The sequence below is a fragment of the Parabacteroides sp. FAFU027 genome, assembly GCF_022808675.1.
Taxonomy (GTDB): domain Bacteria; phylum Bacteroidota; class Bacteroidia; order Bacteroidales; family UBA7332; genus CAXXIC01.
Window position 1 is genome coordinate 303,787 of record NZ_JAKZKV010000003.1, and the last position, 22,570, is coordinate 326,356.

22 protein-coding genes and 3 tRNA genes are annotated in these 22,570 nt (G+C 43.1%); 20 read left to right on the forward strand and 5 right to left on the reverse strand.

Annotated elements, in window-relative coordinates:
- Positions 1-11 precede the first annotated feature (11 nt).
- Both MLE17_RS06590 and MLE17_RS06595 read left to right on the forward strand, forming a co-directional pair.
- Positions 12-656: a hypothetical protein gene (locus tag MLE17_RS06590; RefSeq protein WP_243347964.1), complete on the forward strand. Its 645-nt coding sequence runs from the start codon at positions 12-14 to the stop codon at positions 654-656.
- Positions 657-802: 146 nt separating this feature from the next.
- A complete protein-coding gene (locus tag MLE17_RS06595; protein WP_243347965.1) occupies positions 803-1,834 on the forward strand; it encodes a nucleoid-associated protein in 1,032 nt (343 codons plus the stop codon).
- Positions 1,835-1,848: 14 nt separating this feature from the next.
- On the opposite strand, the gene MLE17_RS06600 is transcribed toward MLE17_RS06595, so the two are convergent.
- The gene (locus MLE17_RS06600; RefSeq protein ID WP_243347966.1) at positions 1,849-3,189 is read right to left on the reverse strand and encodes a GH1 family beta-glucosidase; all 1,341 of its coding nucleotides are present in this window, start codon (positions 3,187-3,189) and stop codon (positions 1,849-1,851) included.
- 210 nt (positions 3,190-3,399) lie between these two features.
- On the opposite strand from MLE17_RS06600, the gene MLE17_RS06605 reads away from it, so the two are divergent.
- Positions 3,400-4,326: an endonuclease/exonuclease/phosphatase family protein gene (locus MLE17_RS06605; protein WP_243347967.1), complete on the forward strand. Its 927-nt coding sequence runs from the start codon at positions 3,400-3,402 to the stop codon at positions 4,324-4,326.
- Here the strand turns inward: MLE17_RS06605 and MLE17_RS06610 are convergent.
- The 3 genes from MLE17_RS06610 to MLE17_RS06620 all read right to left on the reverse strand — a co-directional run bounded on the left by MLE17_RS06610 (position 4,315) and on the right by MLE17_RS06620 (position 7,533).
- Positions 4,315-4,971 carry a DedA family protein gene (locus MLE17_RS06610; RefSeq protein ID WP_243347968.1) on the reverse strand — a complete coding sequence of 219 codons (657 nt, stop codon included), beginning with the start codon at positions 4,969-4,971 and terminating at the stop codon, positions 4,315-4,317. The genes MLE17_RS06605 and MLE17_RS06610 overlap by 12 nt on opposite strands.
- Positions 4,972-5,154: 183 nt before the next feature.
- On the reverse strand, positions 5,155-5,964 hold the full coding sequence (locus tag MLE17_RS06615) for a PstS family phosphate ABC transporter substrate-binding protein (protein ID WP_243347969.1): 810 nt from the start codon (positions 5,962-5,964) through the stop codon (positions 5,155-5,157).
- Positions 5,965-6,090: 126 nt separating this feature from the next.
- Positions 6,091-7,533 carry an OprO/OprP family phosphate-selective porin gene (locus MLE17_RS06620; RefSeq protein ID WP_243347970.1) on the reverse strand — a complete coding sequence of 481 codons (1,443 nt, stop codon included), beginning with the start codon at positions 7,531-7,533 and terminating at the stop codon, positions 6,091-6,093.
- A 200-nt stretch (positions 7,534-7,733) separates the two neighbouring features.
- Here MLE17_RS06620 and pstC point away from each other — a divergent pair, with 200 nt between their 5' ends.
- From pstC to MLE17_RS06705, 17 genes are all read left to right on the forward strand, one after another.
- Complete coding sequence (gene pstC, locus MLE17_RS06625) at positions 7,734-8,921, forward strand: phosphate ABC transporter permease subunit PstC (protein ID WP_243347971.1); 1,188 nt, start codon at positions 7,734-7,736, stop codon at positions 8,919-8,921.
- Between the two features lie 33 nt (positions 8,922-8,954).
- A complete protein-coding gene (gene pstA / locus MLE17_RS06630; protein WP_243347972.1) occupies positions 8,955-9,842 on the forward strand; it encodes a phosphate ABC transporter permease PstA in 888 nt (295 codons plus the stop codon).
- A 75-nt stretch (positions 9,843-9,917) separates the two neighbouring features.
- Positions 9,918-10,670 (forward strand): phosphate ABC transporter ATP-binding protein PstB, encoded by a 753-nt coding sequence (pstB, locus tag MLE17_RS06635; protein WP_243347973.1) that lies wholly within the window; start codon positions 9,918-9,920, stop codon positions 10,668-10,670.
- 76 nt (positions 10,671-10,746) lie between these two features.
- Entirely contained in the window at positions 10,747-11,412 is a 666-nt protein-coding gene (gene phoU / locus MLE17_RS06640; RefSeq protein WP_243347974.1) for a phosphate signaling complex protein PhoU, read from the forward strand.
- 185 nt (positions 11,413-11,597) lie between these two features.
- Positions 11,598-12,230, forward strand: a complete 633-nt coding sequence (gene pyrE / locus MLE17_RS06645; RefSeq protein ID WP_243347975.1) for an orotate phosphoribosyltransferase — start codon at positions 11,598-11,600, stop codon at positions 12,228-12,230.
- Between the two features lie 123 nt (positions 12,231-12,353).
- Positions 12,354-12,764 (forward strand): SRPBCC family protein, encoded by a 411-nt coding sequence (locus MLE17_RS06650; RefSeq protein WP_243347976.1) that lies wholly within the window; start codon positions 12,354-12,356, stop codon positions 12,762-12,764.
- 12 nt (positions 12,765-12,776) lie between these two features.
- A complete protein-coding gene (argH, locus tag MLE17_RS06655; RefSeq protein ID WP_243347977.1) occupies positions 12,777-14,117 on the forward strand; it encodes an argininosuccinate lyase in 1,341 nt (446 codons plus the stop codon).
- 51 nt (positions 14,118-14,168) lie between these two features.
- On the forward strand, positions 14,169-15,161 hold the full coding sequence (locus MLE17_RS06660) for an aldo/keto reductase (protein ID WP_243347978.1): 993 nt from the start codon (positions 14,169-14,171) through the stop codon (positions 15,159-15,161).
- Between the two features lie 66 nt (positions 15,162-15,227).
- Positions 15,228-15,677, forward strand: a complete 450-nt coding sequence (locus MLE17_RS06665; protein ID WP_243347979.1) for a hypothetical protein — start codon at positions 15,228-15,230, stop codon at positions 15,675-15,677.
- 77 nt (positions 15,678-15,754) lie between these two features.
- Positions 15,755-15,830 (forward strand) — tRNA-Gly (locus tag MLE17_RS06670).
- Positions 15,831-15,864: 34 nt separating this feature from the next.
- A tRNA-Gly gene (locus MLE17_RS06675) sits at positions 15,865-15,937 on the forward strand.
- Positions 15,938-15,945: 8 nt separating this feature from the next.
- A tRNA-Leu gene (locus MLE17_RS06680) sits at positions 15,946-16,028 on the forward strand.
- 73 nt (positions 16,029-16,101) lie between these two features.
- Entirely contained in the window at positions 16,102-17,163 is a 1,062-nt protein-coding gene (locus MLE17_RS06685) for an acyltransferase family protein (RefSeq protein WP_243347980.1), read from the forward strand.
- Positions 17,164-17,218: 55 nt separating this feature from the next.
- Positions 17,219-17,899: a 2-C-methyl-D-erythritol 4-phosphate cytidylyltransferase gene (locus tag MLE17_RS06690; protein ID WP_243347981.1), complete on the forward strand. Its 681-nt coding sequence runs from the start codon at positions 17,219-17,221 to the stop codon at positions 17,897-17,899.
- Positions 17,896-19,992 carry an ATP-dependent DNA helicase RecG gene (recG, locus tag MLE17_RS06695; protein ID WP_243347982.1) on the forward strand — a complete coding sequence of 699 codons (2,097 nt, stop codon included), beginning with the start codon at positions 17,896-17,898 and terminating at the stop codon, positions 19,990-19,992. The genes MLE17_RS06690 and recG overlap by 4 nt, the downstream gene beginning before the upstream one ends.
- 166 nt (positions 19,993-20,158) lie before the next feature.
- Positions 20,159-20,626, forward strand: coding sequence for a nucleoside-diphosphate kinase (ndk, locus tag MLE17_RS06700; RefSeq protein ID WP_243347983.1), 468 nt, complete (start codon positions 20,159-20,161; stop codon positions 20,624-20,626).
- A gap of 12 nt (positions 20,627-20,638) precedes the next feature.
- Positions 20,639-21,592, forward strand: a complete 954-nt coding sequence (locus MLE17_RS06705) for a M23 family metallopeptidase (protein ID WP_243347984.1) — start codon at positions 20,639-20,641, stop codon at positions 21,590-21,592.
- A 207-nt stretch (positions 21,593-21,799) separates the two neighbouring features.
- Here the strand turns inward: MLE17_RS06705 and MLE17_RS06710 are convergent, their stop codons facing one another.
- Positions 21,800-22,501, reverse strand: a complete 702-nt coding sequence (locus MLE17_RS06710; protein WP_243347985.1) for a Crp/Fnr family transcriptional regulator — start codon at positions 22,499-22,501, stop codon at positions 21,800-21,802.
- Between the last annotated feature and the right edge of the window lie 69 nt (positions 22,502-22,570).

Here is a 22,570-nt window from a genome sequence, read left to right on the forward strand (position 1 = left end):
AATGCTTTATTATGTTTTTTGAAGAAGGACATCTGTATCATATCTATAATCAGGGAAATAACAAACAACAGATATTCTTTAACCGGGAGAATTATCTGCATTTCCTACGAAAGATAAATACCCATATCTTACCACATGCAGATATATTAGCCTGGTGCCTGATGCCCAATCATTTTCATTTAATGGTGTATGTAAATGCATTGACGGTTACTGTTGAAGCTGATACTGACGGGGTGACTTCGAGTCACCCCGTCAGTATCAGCCCTACCTCAACCCAAGACCTCCCTCCAAAACAAATTATCTTCAATGATAATATTGCGATCATGCTTCGCTCCTATACAAGAGCGATTCACAAGGTAAGGGGTAGTAGCGGAGCATTATTTCGTGAAGCTACAAAAGCAGAATGTATCACCAAATCTGAAGGAATCACTCCCTCGTTCTACAATACCCATAGAGGTACTCTGCTCAATATTTCTCAAGCTGAACATGAATATCCTCAGGTCTGCTTTGATTACATACATTTCAATCCGGTAAATGCCGGTCTGGTCAATGCTCCTGAAAAATGGGAATATTCATCTTACCAGGATTATCGAGGATATAGAAATGGGAAATTAATCAATAGAAACAGGGCAGGAGAATTTGGGTTGCATATTTGATATTTAAATTAGACTGAGAACTGACGGGGTGACTTCAAGTCACCCCGTCAGTTCTCAGTCTAATTTACAGGGTGACTTTGAATCATCCCGTAACTTACGTCAGAACTTAAATCATCCCGTAATCTATAATTGAATATCTTTGCATCATGATACAAGCAAAGCCGCAATCCATTCAGCAAATCAGCATTCACCGCGTGGGCAATAAGCTGCGCGAGGAAGAACTTCGTTTGTCCAAATCATGCATCGATATCAGTGAGCCGATTTGTGAATTGTTGGTAAGGTACTTCCTCTCCCCTTTCAAGAATGCAGATTACTTTAACCTGCATCACGAAAGCGACCTGATGCTGAATGAGGTTTATGCCTTTGTTAGTCGAATTTTTGAGAATCCGGACAACTTATACGACCAATCGGTCAACCTGGCCAAGCATCTTTACGAACAATCTGTTCACCCAAAGATCAAAGCCGGAGAATTTTATGTGGTTTACTTTAAGGATTGCGTGGTGGAAGATGAAGTGGTGGATGCCGTTGGTTTGTTTAAGTCCGAATCGAAAGAGACATACCTGCGCGTATTTCCCTCGGGCGACAACTTTGAAATCAACAGCGAGAATGGAATCAACATCAATAAGCTGGACAAAGGCTGTCTTATTTTCAATACCGAAAAGGAAAGAGGCTATCTCGTCTGTGCTATTGACTCTCTCAACCGCGGGGCAGAGGCAAAATACTGGATGGATGATTTCCTGCGTATCCGTTTCCGTGACGATGAGTTCTTCCAGACCGGCAACCTGATGTCGATGTGCCAGAGCTTCGTGGCGCAGGTGCCCGATGTGGAGAAAAAAGAGAAGGTTGAAATTATGAAAAAGGCGGTCAGCTTCCTCAAGGAGAATGAGAAGGTGGAGTTTGACGACTTTGCCGGGCAACTGCTCCAGGAGGCGCAGATGCGCAAAGCCTTTGTCGAACACAAACGTACCTTCGAAAAAGAGCGCAACGTGGTCATCCCGGATAAAATCACCGTCTCCAACGAAGCGGTAAAAAAAGAGGCGAAAAAGGTGAAGAACGTCATCATCCTCGACAACAATTATCGCATCACAATTGATGGCAGCACCGAATACATCGAGAAGGGTTTTGACCCCTATAAGGAGATGAGTTTTTATAAGTTGTATTTCAATGAGGAGAAGTGACCCTCAAATTTCGCTTATTCTCCCAGAAACTCTTTCACCCAAAGCCCGCTATCTTTGATGATGCGGGTTTGTTGTTTAAAATCGACATGGACTAAACCAAATCGAGAGTTAAAACCATCCCGCCATTCGAAGTTATCCATCAACGTCCAGATGAAATAGCCACCCACATTTACCCCTTCCCGTTTCGCACGTAATACCTGCCCGATGTAATCCTGCAAATATTTGGTCCGGCGGGTATCATGCACCTTTCCATTGACTATTTTGTCACGAAATGCAGCCCCGTTTTCCGATACGATAATCTGCTTAATCGGATATTGGGAAAACTGTTTCAGAATATGATATATCCCGGCCGGATAAACCTCCCACCCATTTGCCGTCAGCGGTCGGTTGAGCTTACGAAACGGTACATAAAAGGCCTTCAGGTAAGGCATCAGCATGGAGGAACGGGCTGTCAGCGAGTAATAGTTCTGTAAACCGATGAAATCAAAGTCAAACTTCATCAGCTCTTTATCATAAGGATGAATGTATTTCTCAATACGCTCGAGTACCGGAAGCTCCATCAGCGGATAATTCATCCCCAATAACGGCTCAATGTAGAGGCGGTTAAACAATGCATCCACCCGCTTTGCAGCGCGGATATTGGCCGGATGGTCGTTAACGGGTCGCACATGCGAACAGGAAAAGGTGGTTCCGATATTCGCATCAGGCACATTGCGGCGGATGATACGTCCGCCCTCTGCCTGACAGAGGTTGGAGTGATGTACTGCGGGCAGAAAATTATGAATTCCGTATCTCCCCGGAGCAAAATACCCCACCAGATAACCTAATGCCGTAAAGGAAAACGGCTCATTCATTACAAACCAGTTCTTCACCCGGTCACCGAAGCGACGGGAGCAAATGTCAGCATATTCAGCAAACCAATAATGGATATCACGGTTAGTCCAGCCGCCTTTTTTTTCCAGTTCAAGGGGTAAATCCCAATGGTAAAGCGTCAGCCAGGGAGTTACCCCGCGTTCCAGACACGAGTCTATCACCCGTTGATAGAAGTCAATGCCCGTTTCGTTGATCCGACCGGTGCCGTCGGGTAGTATCCGCGGCCACGAAAGTGAAAACCGAAAATTCGGAATATTCAGCTCGTTAATAATAGAGATATCTTCGGCATATTGATTGTAGAAATCACAGGCCACATCGCCATTGGAACCGTCTTTTATACGCTTTCCTTTTTGGGTAAAATGGTCCCAAATGGACATCCCCTTACCATCTGCATCATGTGCACCTTCAATCTGATAGGAAGATGCGGCTACTCCCCACTGAAAATCATCACCGAATTCTTTTCGGGTATAGTATGTACTCATAAATCGTATTTTCCTCAAAGAAATGAAATGCTTATAATACTTTCATTGCGAAAGTATGACAGAAACATTACAGCACACTTACACCCTGTACTCCCCTTAAAAACAAACATTTACCCAACACAAAAAGTAACCGAAACATCAATATATTTCAATACCGCTGTAATCAAGCCGAACTTACTTTGCCTGGGTAAATCCCAAAAGACAACGGTTATGATGAAAAAGTTTCTATTTTTGTTCCTGATGATTAATGCAACTATGACAATGAACGCCTCCTGCCCCGACGAACAATTTGCCGACCGCGACCTGAAGATTCTGAGTTGGAACATCTATATGCTCCCTTATATCAGCATCTGGAACAACAATCAGGAACGCGCACGAATGATTGTGCGTGAACTGGAGCATTCAGATTACCAGATTATTGTTTTTCAGGAAGCCTTCAGTAGCCGTTGCCGGAATATCATTGCTAAAGGGTTGGCGGAGAAATTCCCCTATCAATACGGACCGGAGAATCCGAACTACATTCCGGTTTTTACCAATAGCGGACTGTGGGTTGTCAGTAAAATCCCGTTGAAAAAACTGGGTGTGATTAAGTTTAGCAAAAGCCAGGGGTATGATATGATTGCCCGCAAAGGTGCGGTATTGTTTGAAGGCATTTACCAGAATTCTCCTTTCCAGTTATTGGCCACTCACCTTCAGGCCGATGAACCTCACCTGATACGTGACCAACAGTGCCTTGAAATCAGCGAACATCTGTTGAAACCGTATGAACAGGAACATATCCCGCAACTGATTTGCGGAGACTTTAACATTGATATGGATGATTCGCAGCACTATCGTAAGATGCTGGAGACACTGGATGCTCAAAACGGTGAAATCAGCGGTTCGATTACGTCAACGTATGACGAGATTGACAACCCGTTGGCACGCATTCCCCGGGGGAAGAAACGAATCATCGACTACATCCTGGTCAGAAACAGCAAGCTAATACGCAAGATTGAGCGAAAAATACAGTTCATTTACTCCCATAAGAAGAATGGCGATGTGGACTATTTATCGGACCACAATGCGATGGAGATGACTATTAATCTGGGGAAATTGTCTGAAGGAGATATTGCACAGCATTTTTCACTCAAATGATTCGGCATTGTAGTTTAGCTTTTTCATCCGGATTGCTTTCTGCCGAAGCCACAACCTGTACAACACATACAAAAGCAGAGCCAAAGGGAAAATTCCCATCCCCATTCTTATTCCGATAAGATAACCGGAAACACTCTGCCAATAAGGACCAATAACATACCCCGCCATCACATAAAAAACGGACCAAAGCATGGCAGTCGCAGGTAAAACGACGGCATATTTGCGGACCGGATAATTCATTAATCCCAGCAATACCGCCACATATCCACGGATAAAAGGCGAAATCCGTCCGAGGAAGACTCCAGCGAACCCTTTTCGTTGAATTTTTCGCGACAACTTATCCAGCTTTTTCATGGAAATAGGAATCCACCGGGGCTTTCGTTCCATAATTGCATTACCAAACAGGAAGAACAGTGTAAATAAAATCCCACTGCCCAACATGTCTCCGGCAAATGCCGATAAGATAATCCATCCGGCATTCAGGAGCCCCGAATAGGACAGATATCCGGAGTAAATCAGCACCAGTTCATTCGGTATGGGATTGGGAACTCCCACTTCTTGCAGGAAGACCAGCAAAAAGAGAATCAGGTATCCGTGACAAAGGATATTATTCAGGAAATCAGATGGGATATTTGCGATAGTCATTAGGTTTCAATTTGGAAATTAATGACTATAAAAGTAAGTCATTGATATGTCAGCCTTATTTCAGCAATAGTATGTTTTCGTTACCTGTTTACAAATCAGAAATCATTTTAGATACTTACAATAAAAAAAACCGCCATCAGATTTCTCCGACAGCGGTCGCGCTTTTAATTATCCAAAAACCGATTAGTTCAAAGGAACATAACCTACTTTTTCAACAATATCCTGTCCTTGTGCTGACAAAACGAAATCAACAAACGGTTTGCAAGCTGCCTCTTTCTTCTTATTTATATAAAAGAACAATGGACGAATAATCGGATAAGTTTTATTTTTAGCCGTAGCCATAGATGGTTCTACAAAATTTTTACCATCGAATGACACGTGAAGAGCTTTTACATCTTTTTCAAGGTAAGCTAACCCTACATATCCGATAGCCCCTTTAGTCTGGCTAACCGATTGTACAATAGCACCGGTAGCAGGCATACTCATGATACCATTAGCATAGTTTTTATTCTTCAGGATGTGCTCTTTGAAGAACTCATACGTACCTGAACTTGATTCACGAGAATAAGGAATGATTTTCATATCAGGACCACCCACTTCTTTCCAGTTTTTGATTTTACCGGTGAAGATACCTTCGAGTTGTGCACGGGTAAGTTTTGAAACTGGGTTTGAAGGATTCACAATTACAGCCAAAGCATCGTAAGCGATTACTTTTTCTACTGCTGTAGAACCAGCTTCCTGCATTTTTACCTTTTCGTCGAATTTCATTTTACGTGAAGCCATAGCCACGTCGGTAGTACCATCGAGCAATGCAGCGATACCCACACCGCTACCACCACCTACTACTGATACTGATTTATGAGTTTTCTTCAGGAAAGCTTCTGCTTCTTTTTGAGCCAAAGGCAATACAGTATCACTACCTTTCAATTTTTGTGCCTGGAATGAAGGAACCAATGCGCATACCATCAGCGCTGAGATTACTAACTTTTTCATATTGTTTTGTTTATAAGAGTTTTAGACTTATCAAATCAGGTTTAGTAAAGCGTAATTTATCTCCGCCAAAATCCATAGGGATAAGCAGCAAATAATTAACGCTTAACTAAACCTTATTGTTTGGAATTAGAATTTGTATTGGAAACGAAGTGTAAACAAATTGTCTTTCAGGTCAGCTTTGTAACCTTTCAGGTTAGTTTTTTCGTTTGAAACAATATCATAATAAGCCATGATGCGAACGTTTGCGTTCATACGGTAAAGGTAACCAAGACCCAAAGTTGAGTAGGCGATGTCTCCTTTACCTGTTTTAGCGCCTACACCAATTTGGTCAGCAGAGATTTTAGTGTTAGGGTCATACCAGTCGTATTTTACCTCAATACTATGTTTGGTATCAGCGATATCTTGTACTAAGTGCACATAACCACCTTGGAATTTACGTATGTAAGTTCCACCACCATAAACGTCATCAGTTGAAGAAGACACACCGATAGTTGTTGCGGCAGCATTTGATGTTGTATATCCTGGAAGGTTACCTGATTTTGGGCTTGAAGAGCTTCCGCTGGTTCCTGGTTGAGTTCCTCCGATATACTCAGCACGCAATGTAGTCAAACCCAAAACCGAGCTTGTACTTACCTGAGCGTCAAAACCTAAATATTCACGTTTTGCAAAACCGAAATCACTTGCATTGTTAGCGTTTGCAACAACTGGAGAGTTCTTGAAAGCACCATTTTCAACAACATAGACATTACCGGTTGAGCGAGCAACAAAACCTTCATACCCTGACACTCCCAAACCAAGTTTTGTATTACCAAAAGCCTTAGCAAATGAAAGGTGGCCGATAAAGTCTTTTTTGCTGTCAGTATCAAGATAGATACCATTTCCACCGAACAAACCAGCTTCAAGTTTCAACACATTCCATGGAGATGTTTTTGGAGCCTGAAGAGTCAGCATTGCACCAAGATCTCTTTCATCAGGGAATAAGGTTTGGAAAATACGGCTTCTTTCCGGAGACTCGCGACGAGAAGAAGAGTAAGAAATTTCATATCCAAATGGTCTGTCAAATACACCACCTTTTACAGCTACATAACCTACCCATGGATCCAGGATGTTCAAATAAGCATCCTTCAAACCGAGACCTTTTTCAGTCAAATCAAACTGGATAGCGGCTTGACATCCGAAATCCTCATATGCAACTTTAATACGTCCACGACGAACACCAAAACGATTCATGCTTGTTGATTCGCTTCCAGAACGACCTGCACCAACTTTCATATCTTGTGACGGTTTCCAATCTTTTGAAGCCTTACCCACAGTATCAATTTGTGAAGATTGATATTGAGCCTGAACATAACCTGAGATTTTAAGTTTGCTTGCAACGTTTTTAGCATCTTCCAAGTGAGTAACTCGTTGGTTCAACGACTCTACCGGATCAACATTTTCCTCCTGCGCAAAGGCAACCAGAGATGAGAATAATAAAGAACAAAGAGCAATAGATTTGAATTTCATTTTTTTCTGTTTTAATGTTTGATGCTGCAAAATAACCACCTCAATGTTACACGCTTTTGGCAATTGTGTTACATTTTCATTTCAATATATCCAGAATGAGACAAATCGGTAAAATACTGTTTTACTTGTGCTTATACATTATCTATATATAAAAATGAAAAGCTTAAACCAAACGACTGTGTAACATCTTTGTAATCTTTTTTTCACGCAGACTTAACATGGACGTTGTTTCTTTGCAGCATCAATCAAGAATAAAAATCAGCGTGAAAAGATTTCTAGAAAAAATTATCGAAGGTATCCTGCTGCTTAGTGGTAGCGTTACAAGTATTGCGATTTTATTAATCGTGCTTTTCTTGTTTAAAGAAGCTTCGGGGCTGTTTCGCAGTCCGGTAGTGGAAGCCGGAAATGTTATTGCGTTAAGCAAAACCAATAAAGTAAAAGAGCTGAACGCTCACCAAATCAAACAGGTTTTTGATGCGGAAATCACCAATTGGGCTCAACTGGGCGGCGCCAACCAGGACATCGAAGTCATTCGTCTGGGTGACTTGACCAACTACTACACGGAAGAAGAGTTGGGAGCCGAATTTGAGCATATCCCCGAAAAGCTCAATGACCTGATTACAAAACATCCGGCAGCAATACTCTACATGCCTGAACAGTATATTCCTAAGAACTTTACCGGATATGTAATGGAACATGCCACTCAAAAGCCGGGGGATTTCTTCTTTGGGAAAGAGTGGTTTCCTACCTCAACGCCATCTGCTCAGTTTGGTCTTTTGCCATTGATTCTGGGCACGCTTTGGGTAAGCTTAGGTGCAATATTACTTTCTCTGCCTTTCGGATTAGCCGTAGCGGTATATCTGGCTGAAATTGCCTCTCTTCGCATTCGTAATTTATTGAAACCAGTTATCGAATTGCTCGCCGGTATTCCTTCCGTGGTTTACGGTTTCTTTGGATTGGTGATTATCGTTCCGTTTTTACAAAAGACATTCCACCTTGCGGTTGGTGAAACAGCACTCGCCGGCAGTATCATTCTTGCCATCATGGCATTGCCGACTATCATTACGGTAGCAGAAGATGCTATGCGAACTACGCCCCGCTCGATGAAAGAGGCGAGCCTTGCTCTGGGTGCAACACAATGGCAAACCATCTACCGTGTAGTGATTCCTTATGCCAAATCGGGTATTATGTCGGCTGCCGTTTTAGGTATCGGACGTGCTATCGGTGAAACCATGGCAGTATTAATGGTAACCGGTAACGCTGCGGTTATTCCCCACACGCTCATGGAACCGGTTCGGACGATTCCGGCAACTATTGCCGCAGAATTGGGTGAAGCTCCTGCCGGAAGTGCGCATTACCAGGCTCTGTTTGCATTAGGTGCTATATTATTCGTCCTGACACTCATCATCAGTATCAGCGTAGAGTTTATTTCTGCCAAAAAGAATAAATAAGTAAATTGTAAATCAATCAAATAGTAAATCTAAATGACTCCTATAGAACATATCGGTTCATGTGGTAAACAAAAAAGAAGGACCCAGTCTATCGCATTTACCATCTTTAAAATAATGAGTTATTCCGTTGTTGCTCTCCTGTTTTTGATACTCGGATTTATCGTAATGAGAGGAATTGGCGTAATCAACTGGGACTTCCTGACCAAAGCTCCTGAAGAAGGAATGACCAAAGGCGGGATATTTCCGGCTATCGTAGGTACACTCTATCTGATTATCGGCAGTAGTCTTTTCAGCTTTCCGATTGGTATTATGTCGGGGATTTATATGAATGAATACGCCCGTCAAAACAAACTGGCAATGTTTATCCGTATCATGACCAACAACCTGAGTGGTGTCCCTTCTGTGGTTTTCGGCTTGTTTGGTATGTCACTGTTTGTGAATACATTGAAATTTGGAGATTCGATTATTGCCGGTTCATTGACATTGGGGCTACTATCTCTTCCATTAGTCATCCGTACCACGGAAGAAGCTTTAAAATCCATCGACTTCTCTTTCCGTGAAGGAAGTCTCGCTCTGGGAGCCAGCAAATTGCAGACCATCCGTAAGGTAGTGTTACCAATGGCTATGCCCAATATCATCACCGGATTAATCTTGTCTATCGGACGCGTTTCCGGGGAGACGGCTCCTATTCTGTTCACCGTAGCCGCTTACTTCCTGCCGCAATTGCCTCACAGCATTTTCGACCAGGTGATGGCGCTGCCTTACCACTTGTACGTGATTTCGACCAGTGGTACTGATCTTGAGGCTTCCCGCGCTATGGCATACGGAACAGCATTGGTACTGATTGTCATTGTATTACTGGTAAATCTTTTAGCGAATTTCCTCCGGAACTATTTTGCTAAAAAGGTAAAAATGAATTAATAGATTAGACAAGGCAGGCCTCGTCTCTACAACAACACAACAAAAATTGTAAATCATAAAATTGTAAATATACAGATGCTAACGATTGATGCAAAGAACGTAAACTTCTACTACAGCGATTTTCATGCGTTGAAAGGAATTGACCTGGAGGTAGAAAACAATAAAGTGGTGGCTTTCATCGGACCGTCGGGTTGCGGTAAATCAACCTTTTTGAGATTGCTTAACCGCATGAACGACCTTATCGACGGAACCCGCCTGACCGGTTCGGTTTTGGTAGAAGGACAGGACATTTACGCTCCGGGAGTTCATGTGGACGATTTACGCAAAAAGGTGGGGATGGTTTTCCAGAAACCCAACCCATTCCCTAAATCAATTTTTGAAAACATCGCTTACGGACTTCGCGTTAATGGCGTAAAGGATAAAAACTTTATTGAAGAACGTGTTGTTGAATCACTGAAAGGAGCCGCACTGTGGGATGAGGTGAAAGACAAATTGAAGAAATCGGCGTTCGCTCTATCTGGCGGTCAGCAACAACGTCTTTGTATCGCCCGGGCTTTGGCTATTTCTCCAAAAGTTCTTTTGATGGACGAACCGGCTTCTGCCCTCGATCCAATCTCTACCTCGAAAATCGAAGAGTTGATTTACGAGTTGAAAAAGGATTACACCATCGTGATCGTAACACACAACATGCAGCAGGCTTCACGTGTCAGCGACAAAACTGCTTACTTCTACCTGGGCGAACTGATTGAGTATGCTGATACCACTAAAATATTCACTAATCCGGAGAAACTATCCACCCAAAACTACATCACCGGTCGTTTCGGATGATTCGTAAGGATTGAGGGAATGAATAATCGAAGGACTGAGTCAATACAATACTAACGAATAAAATAACAAAATAGATATGAGACATTTAGAACAGGAATTAGTCTCGCTCAGACAAGACATAATAGACATGTGGAAACTGACGCTTTCTCAGGTAACCAAAGCCGGAGAAGCGGTGCTTTCCTACGACCGTGAACTGGCCTTGCAAGTTTCTGCACGTGAAAAACGGGTAGATGCCTATGAATTGAAAATTGACAGCATTTGCGAAAATATTATTGCACTTTACCAGCCGGTTGCCGTTGACCTGCGCTTTGTATTGGCAGCAATGAAAATTAACTCCAATCTGGAGCGGATTGCCGACTTTGCATACGGAATGTCAAAACAACTGATTCACTACCCCACCATGAGTCTGGATGCTGATCTAGTCACAGAAACTCATCTGAAAGAAATGTTTGAAGCGGTTAAAAACATGCTTTCACAGGGACTTGAATCATTGGAAAATGAAAAAGCCGGAATTGCAGCTGCTATTTTCACGGAAGACAACATTGTTGATAATATAAACAATGAAGCACCACGTATCATTGCCAACTATATCGAACAAAATCCAGACCGCGCTTACGACTGCCTGCAATTTATCAGCATTTTCCGTAAATTGGAACGTATTGGCGACCATTGCAGCAATATTGCCGAAGAAATTTTCTTCTATCTCGAAGCGAAAGTCCTAAAACATTCTCCCAAAGAATAACAATATCCCAAATGTATATCTGAAATCCGCTAATAATCAATCATTAGCGGATTCTCTTTTTTACATGAAAATGGTCTGTTATAGAACATTTTTCGTTATTCAGGAACAAAAAACAGACTATTGGATAACTTTTTTTGAATCTGATTCGCTAACTTTGCAAAGCTTAATCACAAAGAAAAATCAAGATGAAAAAGTTAGAAAGTCTCGTTGCCGAGAAGTTGCTGAAAATCAAAGCTGTAAAGTTACAACCTTCTAATCCCTTCACCTGGGCTTCAGGATGGAAATCTCCTATATATTGCGACAATCGTAAAACTTTGTCGTACCCGACTCTTCGTAATTTGATTAAACTCGAAATTTCACGCATTATCCTTGAAAACTTTGGCGAAGTGGATGCTATCGCCGGAGTTGCAACCGGAGCAATCGCTCAGGGAGCTATGGTTGCGGAAGAGTTGGGCTTACCATTCGTTTACATCCGCGCTACACCGAAAGACCACGGGTTGGAAAACCTGATTGAAGGTGACCTGAAACCGGGCCAGAAAGTAGTGGTTATCGAAGACCTGATTTCGACCGGCGGTAGCAGCCTGAAAGCTGTTGAAGCGGTTCGCAAAGACGGATGCGAGGTAATCGGCATGGTGGCTATCTTCACTTACGGATTCAAAGTTGCAGAAGAGAAATTCAAAGAAGCTAATGTGGAATTGATTACCCTCAGCAACTACAACGCTGTACTTGACGCTGCTGTACAAACTGCATACATCCAGGAGGAAGATGTAGAGACGTTGAAAAAATGGCGTAAAGACCCGGCTAACTGGAAAGGATGATCTCCTTTGTCAATTCATTATTATCAGATATTTAAGAATGCTGTCTCTGTCACCGGAGACAGCATTTCATATATTAAACCTACAACTTCGGCGCATTTTGCCCGACAATAACATCAGGCCTGTATGACCAAATTTGAAAGCGAAATCAAAACCATTTATCGCGACTCCGCGACTATATTCAACAAACTATCAGACCTCTCAAACCTCGAACAAATCAAAGACCAGATTCCTCAGGACAAACTGAAAGATGTAGAATTCGATTCTGATTCTCTACGCTTTTCTGTTGACCCGGTGGGGAAAATCGGACTTCGTATCATAGAGAGAGAACCTCACAAAACCATCAAGTTCAAGTCAGAAAAGGCTCCAATTGACTTTTTGGTATGGATTCAACTCAAAGAAATGGGTAAAAATGACACAAAACTAAAAATCACCCTTCAGGCTGAATTGAATATTTTCATCAAAGGCATGGTGTCAAAACCATTGCAGGAAGCCGTAAACAAGCTGGCTGATATGATTTCCTCATTCCCTTTCTAAAAAAACAGACACATGGCACGTAAACTTTGGGACAAAAACTCAAATACAGACCAAGACATCGAACGCTTCACCGTAGGTCGGGACCGCGAAATGGACCTTTATTTAGGCAAATATGACGTTCTGGGTTCAATGGCACACATTACCATGCTTGAAAGCATCGGTTTGCTCGAAAAAGAGGAACTGACCGCTCTTCTGGCTGAACTGAAAAACATCTACCAACTGGCAGACAATGGCGATTTCGTTATTGAAGAAGGTGTAGAGGATGTTCACTCTCAGGTAGAGGCAATGCTGACCGAACGCCTCGGTGATGTCGGTAAAAAAATCCACAGCGGTCGCTCGCGTAATGACCAGGTTTTACTAGACCTGAAACTCTTTACACGCGCTCAGATTCAGGAAATCGTTGAATTGGTTGACCAGTTAGCGACAACCTTATTGACTCAAAGCGAAAAATACAAATCGGTATTGATGCCGGGATACACTCACCTACAGGTAGCTATGCCTTCTTCGTTCGGACTATGGTTTGGCGCCTATGCAGAGAGCCTCGTGGATGACCTGCAACTAATGCAGGCTGCATACCGCATCTGCAACCGTAATCCACTGGGTTCGGCAGCCGGTTATGGCTCTTCATTCCCTCTGAATCGCCAGATGACGACTGACTTGTTGGGTTTCGACGGCATGAACTACAACGTGGTGTATGCCCAAATGGGACGCGGAAAAATGGAACGCACTGTTGGTTTTGCTATAGCAGGAGTTGCAGCAACATTATCCAAACTGGCGTATGACGCTTGTTTGTTCAACAGCCAAAACTTTAACTTCATCAAATTACCCAACGAATATACAACCGGTTCGAGCATCATGCCTCACAAGAAAAATCCGGATGTATTCGAGTTGACCCGCGCAAAATGCAATAAGCTTCAAGCTCTTCCTCAACAAATCATGATGATTGCCAATAACCTGCCATCGGGCTATTTCCGCGACCTTCAGATTATCAAAGAGGTGTTCCTGCCTGCATTTGACGAGCTGAAAGATTGCCTCGTGATGGTAAATCGCATGATGGGCGGCATGAAGGTAAATGAACAAATCCTCGAAGACTGCCGCTACGACCTGATATTCAGTGTGGAAGAAGTGAACCGTCTGGCTACGGAAGGAATGCCGTTCCGCGATGCGTATAAACACGTTGGACTGGCTATTGAAGCCGGTGAATTCCAGCCAAATAAAAGCGTCAATCACACGCATGAAGGCAGCATTGGCAACCTGTGCAACGACCAGATTTCAGCATTGAAAAACGATATCGTAATATCATTCGGCTTCGACAAAGTTGAAGCTGCAGAAAAACAATTGTTGGGTAAATAACCCGACAATTGTCTTTTTACCACTACCCACCTTTAATCTACCAAACACATTATGGAATACCGTCCTAATCCCGACCGCTATTCCGGCATCATGCAGTATCGTACCTGCGGACATTCCGGTATCAAACTCCCGATATTATCTCTGGGCCTCTGGCACAACTTCGGCAGCGTCGATAATTTCGAAACCGCCACCGCAATGGTCAAACATGCATTTGACAACGGAATTAACCATTTTGACTTAGCAAATAATTACGGGCCAGTCCCGGGAAGTGCAGAAGAAAATTTCGGTCGTATTCTGAAAAGAAGTTTTATTAATCATCGCGATGAGATGCTTATCACCACCAAAGCCGGCCACTTTATGTGGGAAGGGCCATACGGTGACGGTAGTTCGCGAAAAAACCTCATCAGCAGTCTCAACCAGAGCCTGAAACGGATGCAGCTGGATTACGTCGATGTGTTTTACTCGCACCGTTACGATGGGTTTACACCGATTGAAGAAACATTACAGACTCTGGTTGACATTGCCAAACAAGGAAAAGCGCTGTATGTCGGTATTTCCAAATACCCTCCCCGCGAAACTAAAATTGCATACGAATATCTGAAATCGCAGAACGTTCCCTGCCTGTTGCACCAGGACAGATACAGCATGTTTACCCGAAATATTGAACAGGAAATCCTGGGTATTGCAGAAGATAATGGTGTTGGATTTGTAGGCTTTTCACCTTTAGCTCAGGGATTATTGACTAATAAATACCTGCATGGAATCCCGGAAGGCTCACGGGCTGCCCGCGCCGACGGGTTTCTCAAAATAGACCAGGTCACCCCGGAAGTTATCGAAAAAGTAAAACAGCTCAACGAACTGGCAATCAATCGTGGTCAAACACTGGCCGAAATGGCACTCGCCTGGGCATTACGCGACAATAGCGTTACCAGCCTGATAATAGGTGCCAGTTCGGTTGCCCAACTCGATGATAATCTGAAAGCATTAAATAACCTCCAGTTCACCAACGAAGAACTAGATATCATTGAACGGATTCTGGCGTAAGCCAAAATCCGTTTAATCCTCAATAAATGAAGTGCAACAGCCGTTGTATATTGAAATCCTTTCGTTATGATTAAGAAACTGCTCATATTGTTGCTCATTTGCTTTGGTTGTGAATCGGAGTATTTTAGCCGGATACCCAATACATCCGTTTATTTAGAGGTTTATCTGCAAGGATTGGATGTCAAATTAAATACAATCGGAGCAACAAAACTTTTTAAAAGAGGGAATGAGCGACTTCCATATAAGGAAAGATACGGTTACGGTGGAATATTGGTTGTTCACGGTGCTGACCAGTTTTATGCCTTTGATATGGCCTGTCCTTATGAGGTACAAACATCAGTTACTGTAACTGCATCATCAGACGGACTAACAGCTGTATGTCCCAAATGCGGTTCTACTTTTGAAATATTTAATGGCACCGGTGCTCCGCTTAAGGACCCGGCACAAAAAAACAGCTACTATCTGCGTCGATACACCATCAACCAATCCTCTGAGCCTCTGATAGTTTACCAATAAGGCCAAAAACACCTCATTTTTTTCCTCCAAAATATTTTGCAAAAACAAGAAACAGTTCTATCTTTGCAACCGCAAACGCGAAAGTAGCTCAGTTGGTAGAGCATAACCTTGCCAAGGTTAGGGTCGCGGGTTCGAGTCCCGTCTTTCGCTCCACCTTCTTCCTGAAAGAGAAAACAATTAAACAAACGCGAAAGTAGCTCAGTTGGTAGAGCATAACCTTGCCAAGGTTAGGGTCGCGGGTTCGAGTCCCGTCTTTCGCTCACGGTTTGCCCGGATGGTGAAATGGTAGACACGAAGGACTTAAAATCCTTTGGCTTTGCGGCTGTGGGGGTTCAAGTCCCCCTCCGGGTACTTGATTAAAACATTCAAACCCTTGCAATCAAACGATTGCAAGGGTTTTTTCTATTTAACTATTTCTGAAACAATGAACAACAGCCAACCCGCATCCAAACGCATTGACTCCCTTGACTGGTTACGAGGATTGATGGCCATCTCCATCATGGCATATCACCTTTCGGGCATGTACTATACCCAACCTGACGCCTCCTCTTTTCTCGGGAGAATGGGCATTTATGGGGTTTCGATCTTTTTCATCCTCTCGGGTCTGAGCATGGCTATTGTATATCATCATACAATGAATTCCATCCAAAGCATCATGAGTTTTTTCATCAGACGGATTTTCAGAATCTGGCCATTGCTTTGGGCTGCGACTATACTGACAGTTATTCTCAACTATTCTGCAAAAACAGGCGTCAACTGGTATAAACTCTGGATTAACCTGACCACAGCTTTCGGATTTATAGAACCGAGAGGTTATATTGCCACAGGCGCCTGGTCGATTGGCAATGAGATGGTATATTATCTGTTTACCCCGGTTTTCATATTTGCCTATAACTATAAAAAATGGCTTGGAAATCTGCTTTTCGCTATTACAGTGGGGATTGGCTGCTATTATTGCTTTTATGCCCTGTCACCGGATATTGAATTAGGCAAACAATGGAAAATATACATCAATCCATTCAATAACCTGTTCCTATACACGACCGGCATTGCCATATTTTACAATTTCAGAGAGGTAAACTTCACCAAAATCGAAAATGCCGCTCTTTTACTTATTACGATCAGTGCATTTATATTTTATCCAATAAGCGGAAACCAATCGGTGCTGGTAGCCGGAATTCATCGCATATTACTGGTTATCATTTCCACCGGACTGGTCGTATCTTTTTATAAATTCATAATTCAAATCCCCCGATTTATTGATTATCCGTTAGAGAAATTCGGAATTGTAACCTACGGGGTTTACCTACTGCATCCGGTGGTTAATAACGCCTTGAGCAAAGTCATATCACTTCCCGGCTGGGGAATGGCCGCATCAGTCGTTATTCTTACTGTAATTTTCTCTCTGGTCTCCTATTATTATTTCGAATTAAAACTGATGAAACTGGGCAAAAGATTGACTACGCCAAAGTCAAACAAAGCGTAACCTAAGATTCAGAAAGAGAGATTTTCCCTAACTTTGCATTCAAAGCAGAGCAAACATGGAAAAACAAATCATCATTGTAGCCGGAGGCAAAGGGCTGCGCATGGGCAGCGACCTTCCCAAGCAATTTATTCCCATCGGAGGAAAACCGGTTTTGATGCACACGATTGAGGCATTTTACAAATTCGATGCGTCAATGAAAATCATCCTGGTTTTACCTCTGGCTCATCAGGAATACTGGAAAGAACTTTGCTCGGGTTATCACTTTTCAGTCCAACATGAAATTGCAAACGGCGGTGAAACCCGTTTCCATTCGGTAAAAAACGGCATTGAGAAGGCTATTGCCAATACACAACAACCCACACTCATCGGAGTGCATGACGGCGTGCGCCCGTTTGTCTCTGCCGAAGTGATTGCAAACTGTTTTGATGCCGCCGGCAAATATGGCGCTGCCATCCCAACGATCAGCGTTCACGAAACCATCCGCGAACTGACCGAAACTGAAAGCAAAACCGTAGATCGGGCAAAATACAGACTGGTACAAACTCCACAGGTCTTCACCGCTGAGATTCTACAAAAAGCTTACCGGCAACCATTTTCAGAGGCATTTACCGATGATGCCTCCGTCGTAGAATCCATCGGACATAACGTCACCCTCGTGGACGGAAACCGCGAAAACATCAAAATAACATCCCCCTTTGATCTGATAATTGCAGAAGCCCTGTTGCAACAAAAATGAATTTAGCCCAACAAGACATCAAATTCCTGCCGGGAGTAGGCGAAAAAAGAGGTGAGGTCCTGAAACAAGAGTTAGAAATCCGCTCTTTCGAGGATTTACTCTACTATTTCCCGTATAAGTATATTGACCGCAGCCGTATGCACCGCGTCTGCGAAATCAATGCGGATATGATGTACGTGCAACTTAAAGGTCGTATTCTCTCTTTTGAAACGCAGGGAGAAGGCATGAGCAAACGTCTGACGGCAAAGTTCACCGACGGGACCGGCGTCATAGAACTGGTCTGGTTTAAAGGTCTCAAATTTGTTACAGGGAAATATTTGCTGAATACGGAATACATCGTCTTCGGAAAACCCAATATTTTCAACAACAAAATCAATCTCCCCCACCCCGATATCGACGTTTATGACGAAGCGGTGGAAAAACAGGCCGGAGCATTACAGGCATTTTACAACACTACAGAAAAGATGAAAAATCAGTTTCTCAATTCGAGAATGATACAGAAACTGGTTTACAATCTGTTCACCTGCCTCAAAGCTCCGTTTGGAGAGACGCTCACCCCACAAATTACTCAACGCGCCAAAGTGATTTCATTGAATGAAGCACTTTACCATATCCATTTCCCCAAATCCCAAGATTTGCTACGAAAAGCGGAGTACCGGCTGAAGTTTGAAGAGTTATTTTTCATCCAGCTAAATATCCTTCGCTACTCGAAACTCAACAGCCGGAAACTGGGAGGATTTGTTTTCACTAAAATCGGGGACTATTTCAATACCTTCTATAATCAAAACCTGCCCTTCGAACTGACGAATGCTCAGAAGCGGGTTTTGAAGGAAATCCGGGAGAATGTCAGGACAGGCCATCAGATGAACCGCCTTGTACAGGGAGATGTCGGAAGCGGGAAGACGCTGGTCGCCTTTATGAGCATGCTCATGGCTCTCGATAACGGCTATCAGGCCTGCATGATGGCTCCTACCGAAATTCTGGCTACACAGCACTACGAAACCGTTCATAAATTATCCGAAGAACTCGGTATCAATGTGGTGCTTCTGACCGGTTCCAGCAAAAAAGCGCACCGTGAAAAAGTACACCAACAGCTTCTGACCGGAGATATCCATATCATCATCGGCACACATGCTTTGCTTGAGGATATTGTACAATTCGATAACCTCGGAATGGCCATCATCGATGAGCAACACCGTTTCGGTGTCGCACAGCGGGCCCGTCTTTGGGCGAAAAACAAACGCCCGCCTCACATTTTGGTCATGACAGCCACCCCAATCCCCAGGACACTGGCGATGACACTATACGGAGACCTGGATGTCTCTGTCATTGATGAGTTGCCTCCGGGCAGAAAACCCATCCAGACCCTGCACCAATACGATAACCGGAGAGGTACGCTCTATTCCTCAATCCGCAAACAGCTGGAGCTGGGCAGACAGGTGTATATCGTTTATCCACTGATTCAGGAAAGCGAAAAAGCAGACTGGAAAAATCTGGAAGAAGGATTTGAACATATACAGGAGGTTTTCCCCGAATACAATGTCTGCATGGTACATGGAAAATTAAAGGCTAAAGAGAAGGATGCCGCCATGCAACTTTTCGTTTCGGGCGAAGCACATATTATGGTCGCCACCACCGTGATAGAAGTCGGAGTAAATGTTCCCAATGCTTCGGTGATGGTCATCGAAAGCGCTGAGCGATTTGGCCTGTCCCAGTTACATCAGCTGCGCGGACGCGTAGGGCGTGGAGCCGATCAATCATTCTGTGTATTAGTTACCTCTCATAAACTTTCGGAGGTGACCCGCAAACGCATGGAGATCATGGTTCGCACCAATGACGGTTTCGAAATCGCCGAAGCAGACCTGAAACTCCGTGGCCCCGGCGACCTGGAAGGTACGCAGCAAAGTGGCGACCCATTCAACCTGAAAATAGCCAATCTGGTCCATGACGGGCAGGTTCTGCAACTGGCCAGAGACATTGCTACAGAGGTCGTAAATGACGATCCGGAGCTTAAAAGCCCATCAAATCTGACATTAAAAAATCAATTGGATAAGCTCTTCAGGAAGAAAGTTGACTGGAGTTTGATTAGCTAGAAAAAGGTTCACAGGAAAGTGTGAAAAAATTCCAACCTCGTAAAGAATCCACCCAAAATACCCCAAATCCCCCCTTAAAGTGCTCAACAACATATTCAAGGGGGCTTTGTTATTTAACCGTATCTTTTATCTTTGCTGATGTCAGGACAATCTAAATGTTTCGACTATGGAAAAAACGCTGCTTCTTTTAAAGCCAAGTGCAATCCAAAGAGGATTAATTGGTGAGATCATTTCGAGAATTGAAAAAAAAGGGTTGCGGTTAGTCGGAATCAAGATGATGCAACTGAACGACGATATTTTGAACGAACATTATGCACATTTGCAGCATAAACCGTTTTTCCAAAACATCAAAAACAGCATGATGGCGACACCAATCGTTGCTACCTGCTGGGAAGGAGTCGGAGCCGTTGAAGTCATCCGGTTGATGACAGGAGTGACCAACAGTCGCCTTGCCTTACCGGGAACCATCCGCGGAGATTTTTCGATGAGTGTTACCGAAAATATCGTTCACACTTCCGACTCACCCAAAACTGCAATCACAGAGATTAAACGTTTCTTTAAAGATGAAGAACTGTTTGATTACGAAATGGCCAGTTTGGGCTACTTATATGCAAAAGACGAGTTTAATCCCTAAAAAGGAGAAAATATGAGAAAGGCTTTTTTATTTATCTTAGTTTCCATCAGTACAGTTTTCTTTAGCGAAACTGTGCAGGCAAGATCCAGAGCACATCGTGCTCATAAATCTGTGGCTCGCACCTACATGGTTCGTGGTACTAAACCCACTTTTAATGCTAATGATCTATTGGCTGATCAGGTTAAGATCAATAAAGAAAAACTCCGCCTTGATTCTATTTCATCACTTCGCAATTCAGGCATGGTGAATACCGAAAACGAAGAAGACTTGTACCCAGCTCTCGGTTTGTACGAAAACAACTGGGGCAATGGTGTAAATCCTTTCAAAAACAAATCCATTCCTGACTCACTCGTCATGGATCTTTCCAACTGGAGTATGCCCACTATGGGAGCTGTGACTTCCAATTTCGGATACCGCGCACGCTGGCATCGTATGCACTATGGTATTGACCTGCAAATCAAAGTTGGCGATCCCATTCATTCCGCTTTCGATGGGAAAGTACGTGTTGCCGGATGGATGGGTGGATACGGAAACGTGATCGTAGTAAGACACAGCAACGGAATGGAAACCGTTTACGGACACTTGTCAAAACATCTGGTAACTGTTGGTCAATATGTAAAAGCAGGTGAAGTTATTGCTTTAGGAGGAAATACCGGACGCTCTACCGGACCTCACCTTCACTTCGAAACCCGTTTCTTCGGTGTAGCAGTTAACCCGATTGAAATCTTCGACTTCAAGAACAAAGTTACCCACATGGATACTTACGTATTCTATGCCAGCAATGCTAAACGCAAAACCGGCAAAGAGCTTGCTAACGTATCTGGCATTGCTTACCACAAAGTTAAACCGGGAGATACATTATCTTCGATTTCCGAAAAATACGGAACTACCATTGCAGTACTTAAGAAGCTAAACAAGCTCAGAAAAAACAAACTTAGCTTAGGACAATTGATTAGAACAGCTTAAAAGAATCAATATTTCAACTTTAAGAAGGCTATCTTTCGGGATAGCCTTTTTTGTTTTGAGACACAATCACCTTCTCTAAAAAATAAATCTGTTTGTCATTTCCACAAAAAAAGGAGTAAGTTCATTGAAACAAATCTCCAATAAACTTTCTCCTTTTTCTTTCGGGTTATATCCGGTTATATTTTATCTGCCATTGACGAATTTTCATCAACCATACTTACTGATCTTTTTCAGCTTTTCTTCGTCGATAATCTTGATTCTGCGACCATCGACCGATACGATTTTTTCATTTGCAAAAATGGAAAGGGTGCGGATAGCATTTGACGTAGTCATATTTGACAAGCTGGCCAGATCCTCGCGCGACAGATAAATATTAAGAGTTACGCCATCTTCCTCCACTCCGTAATTATCCTGAAGGAATAAAAGAGCCTCAGCCAGACGTCCACGAATGTGTTTTTGAGTCAGATTTACAGTACGGGAATCTGTAATACCCAAATCCACTGCCAGCATCTGAATAAAGCGGAAGGCCAGTTGATTGTTTTCCTGGAGTAGCTTGGAAACAATTTCCAGCGGAATCATACAGATGGTTGCCGATTCGAATGCCGTAGCAGAGGTAACGTAGGTTTCGCTTGCAAAATAGGCCCGGTATGCAAAATATTCAACCGGCTTCAGCATCCGAATAATCTGGGATCGACCGCCAATTCCGTCTTTGAAGATTTTGACTTTTCCTTTAAGCAAACACATCATGGATTTTGGCACATCGCCTTCAACATACACAATTTCATTTTTCTTGAAATGTTGAATTTGATAAGTGTCATAAACGAGCTGTTTCTGCTCATCCGTGAGGAATCCGAATAACTCAGGAATCGCTTCCTCCAATTGTTGAAAGGTTAATTCTTTTTCAATCATATAACATTGCTCGATAACATGATTATCTACCACAAATGTAGTAAAAGATATTAATCCACAATCTGATTC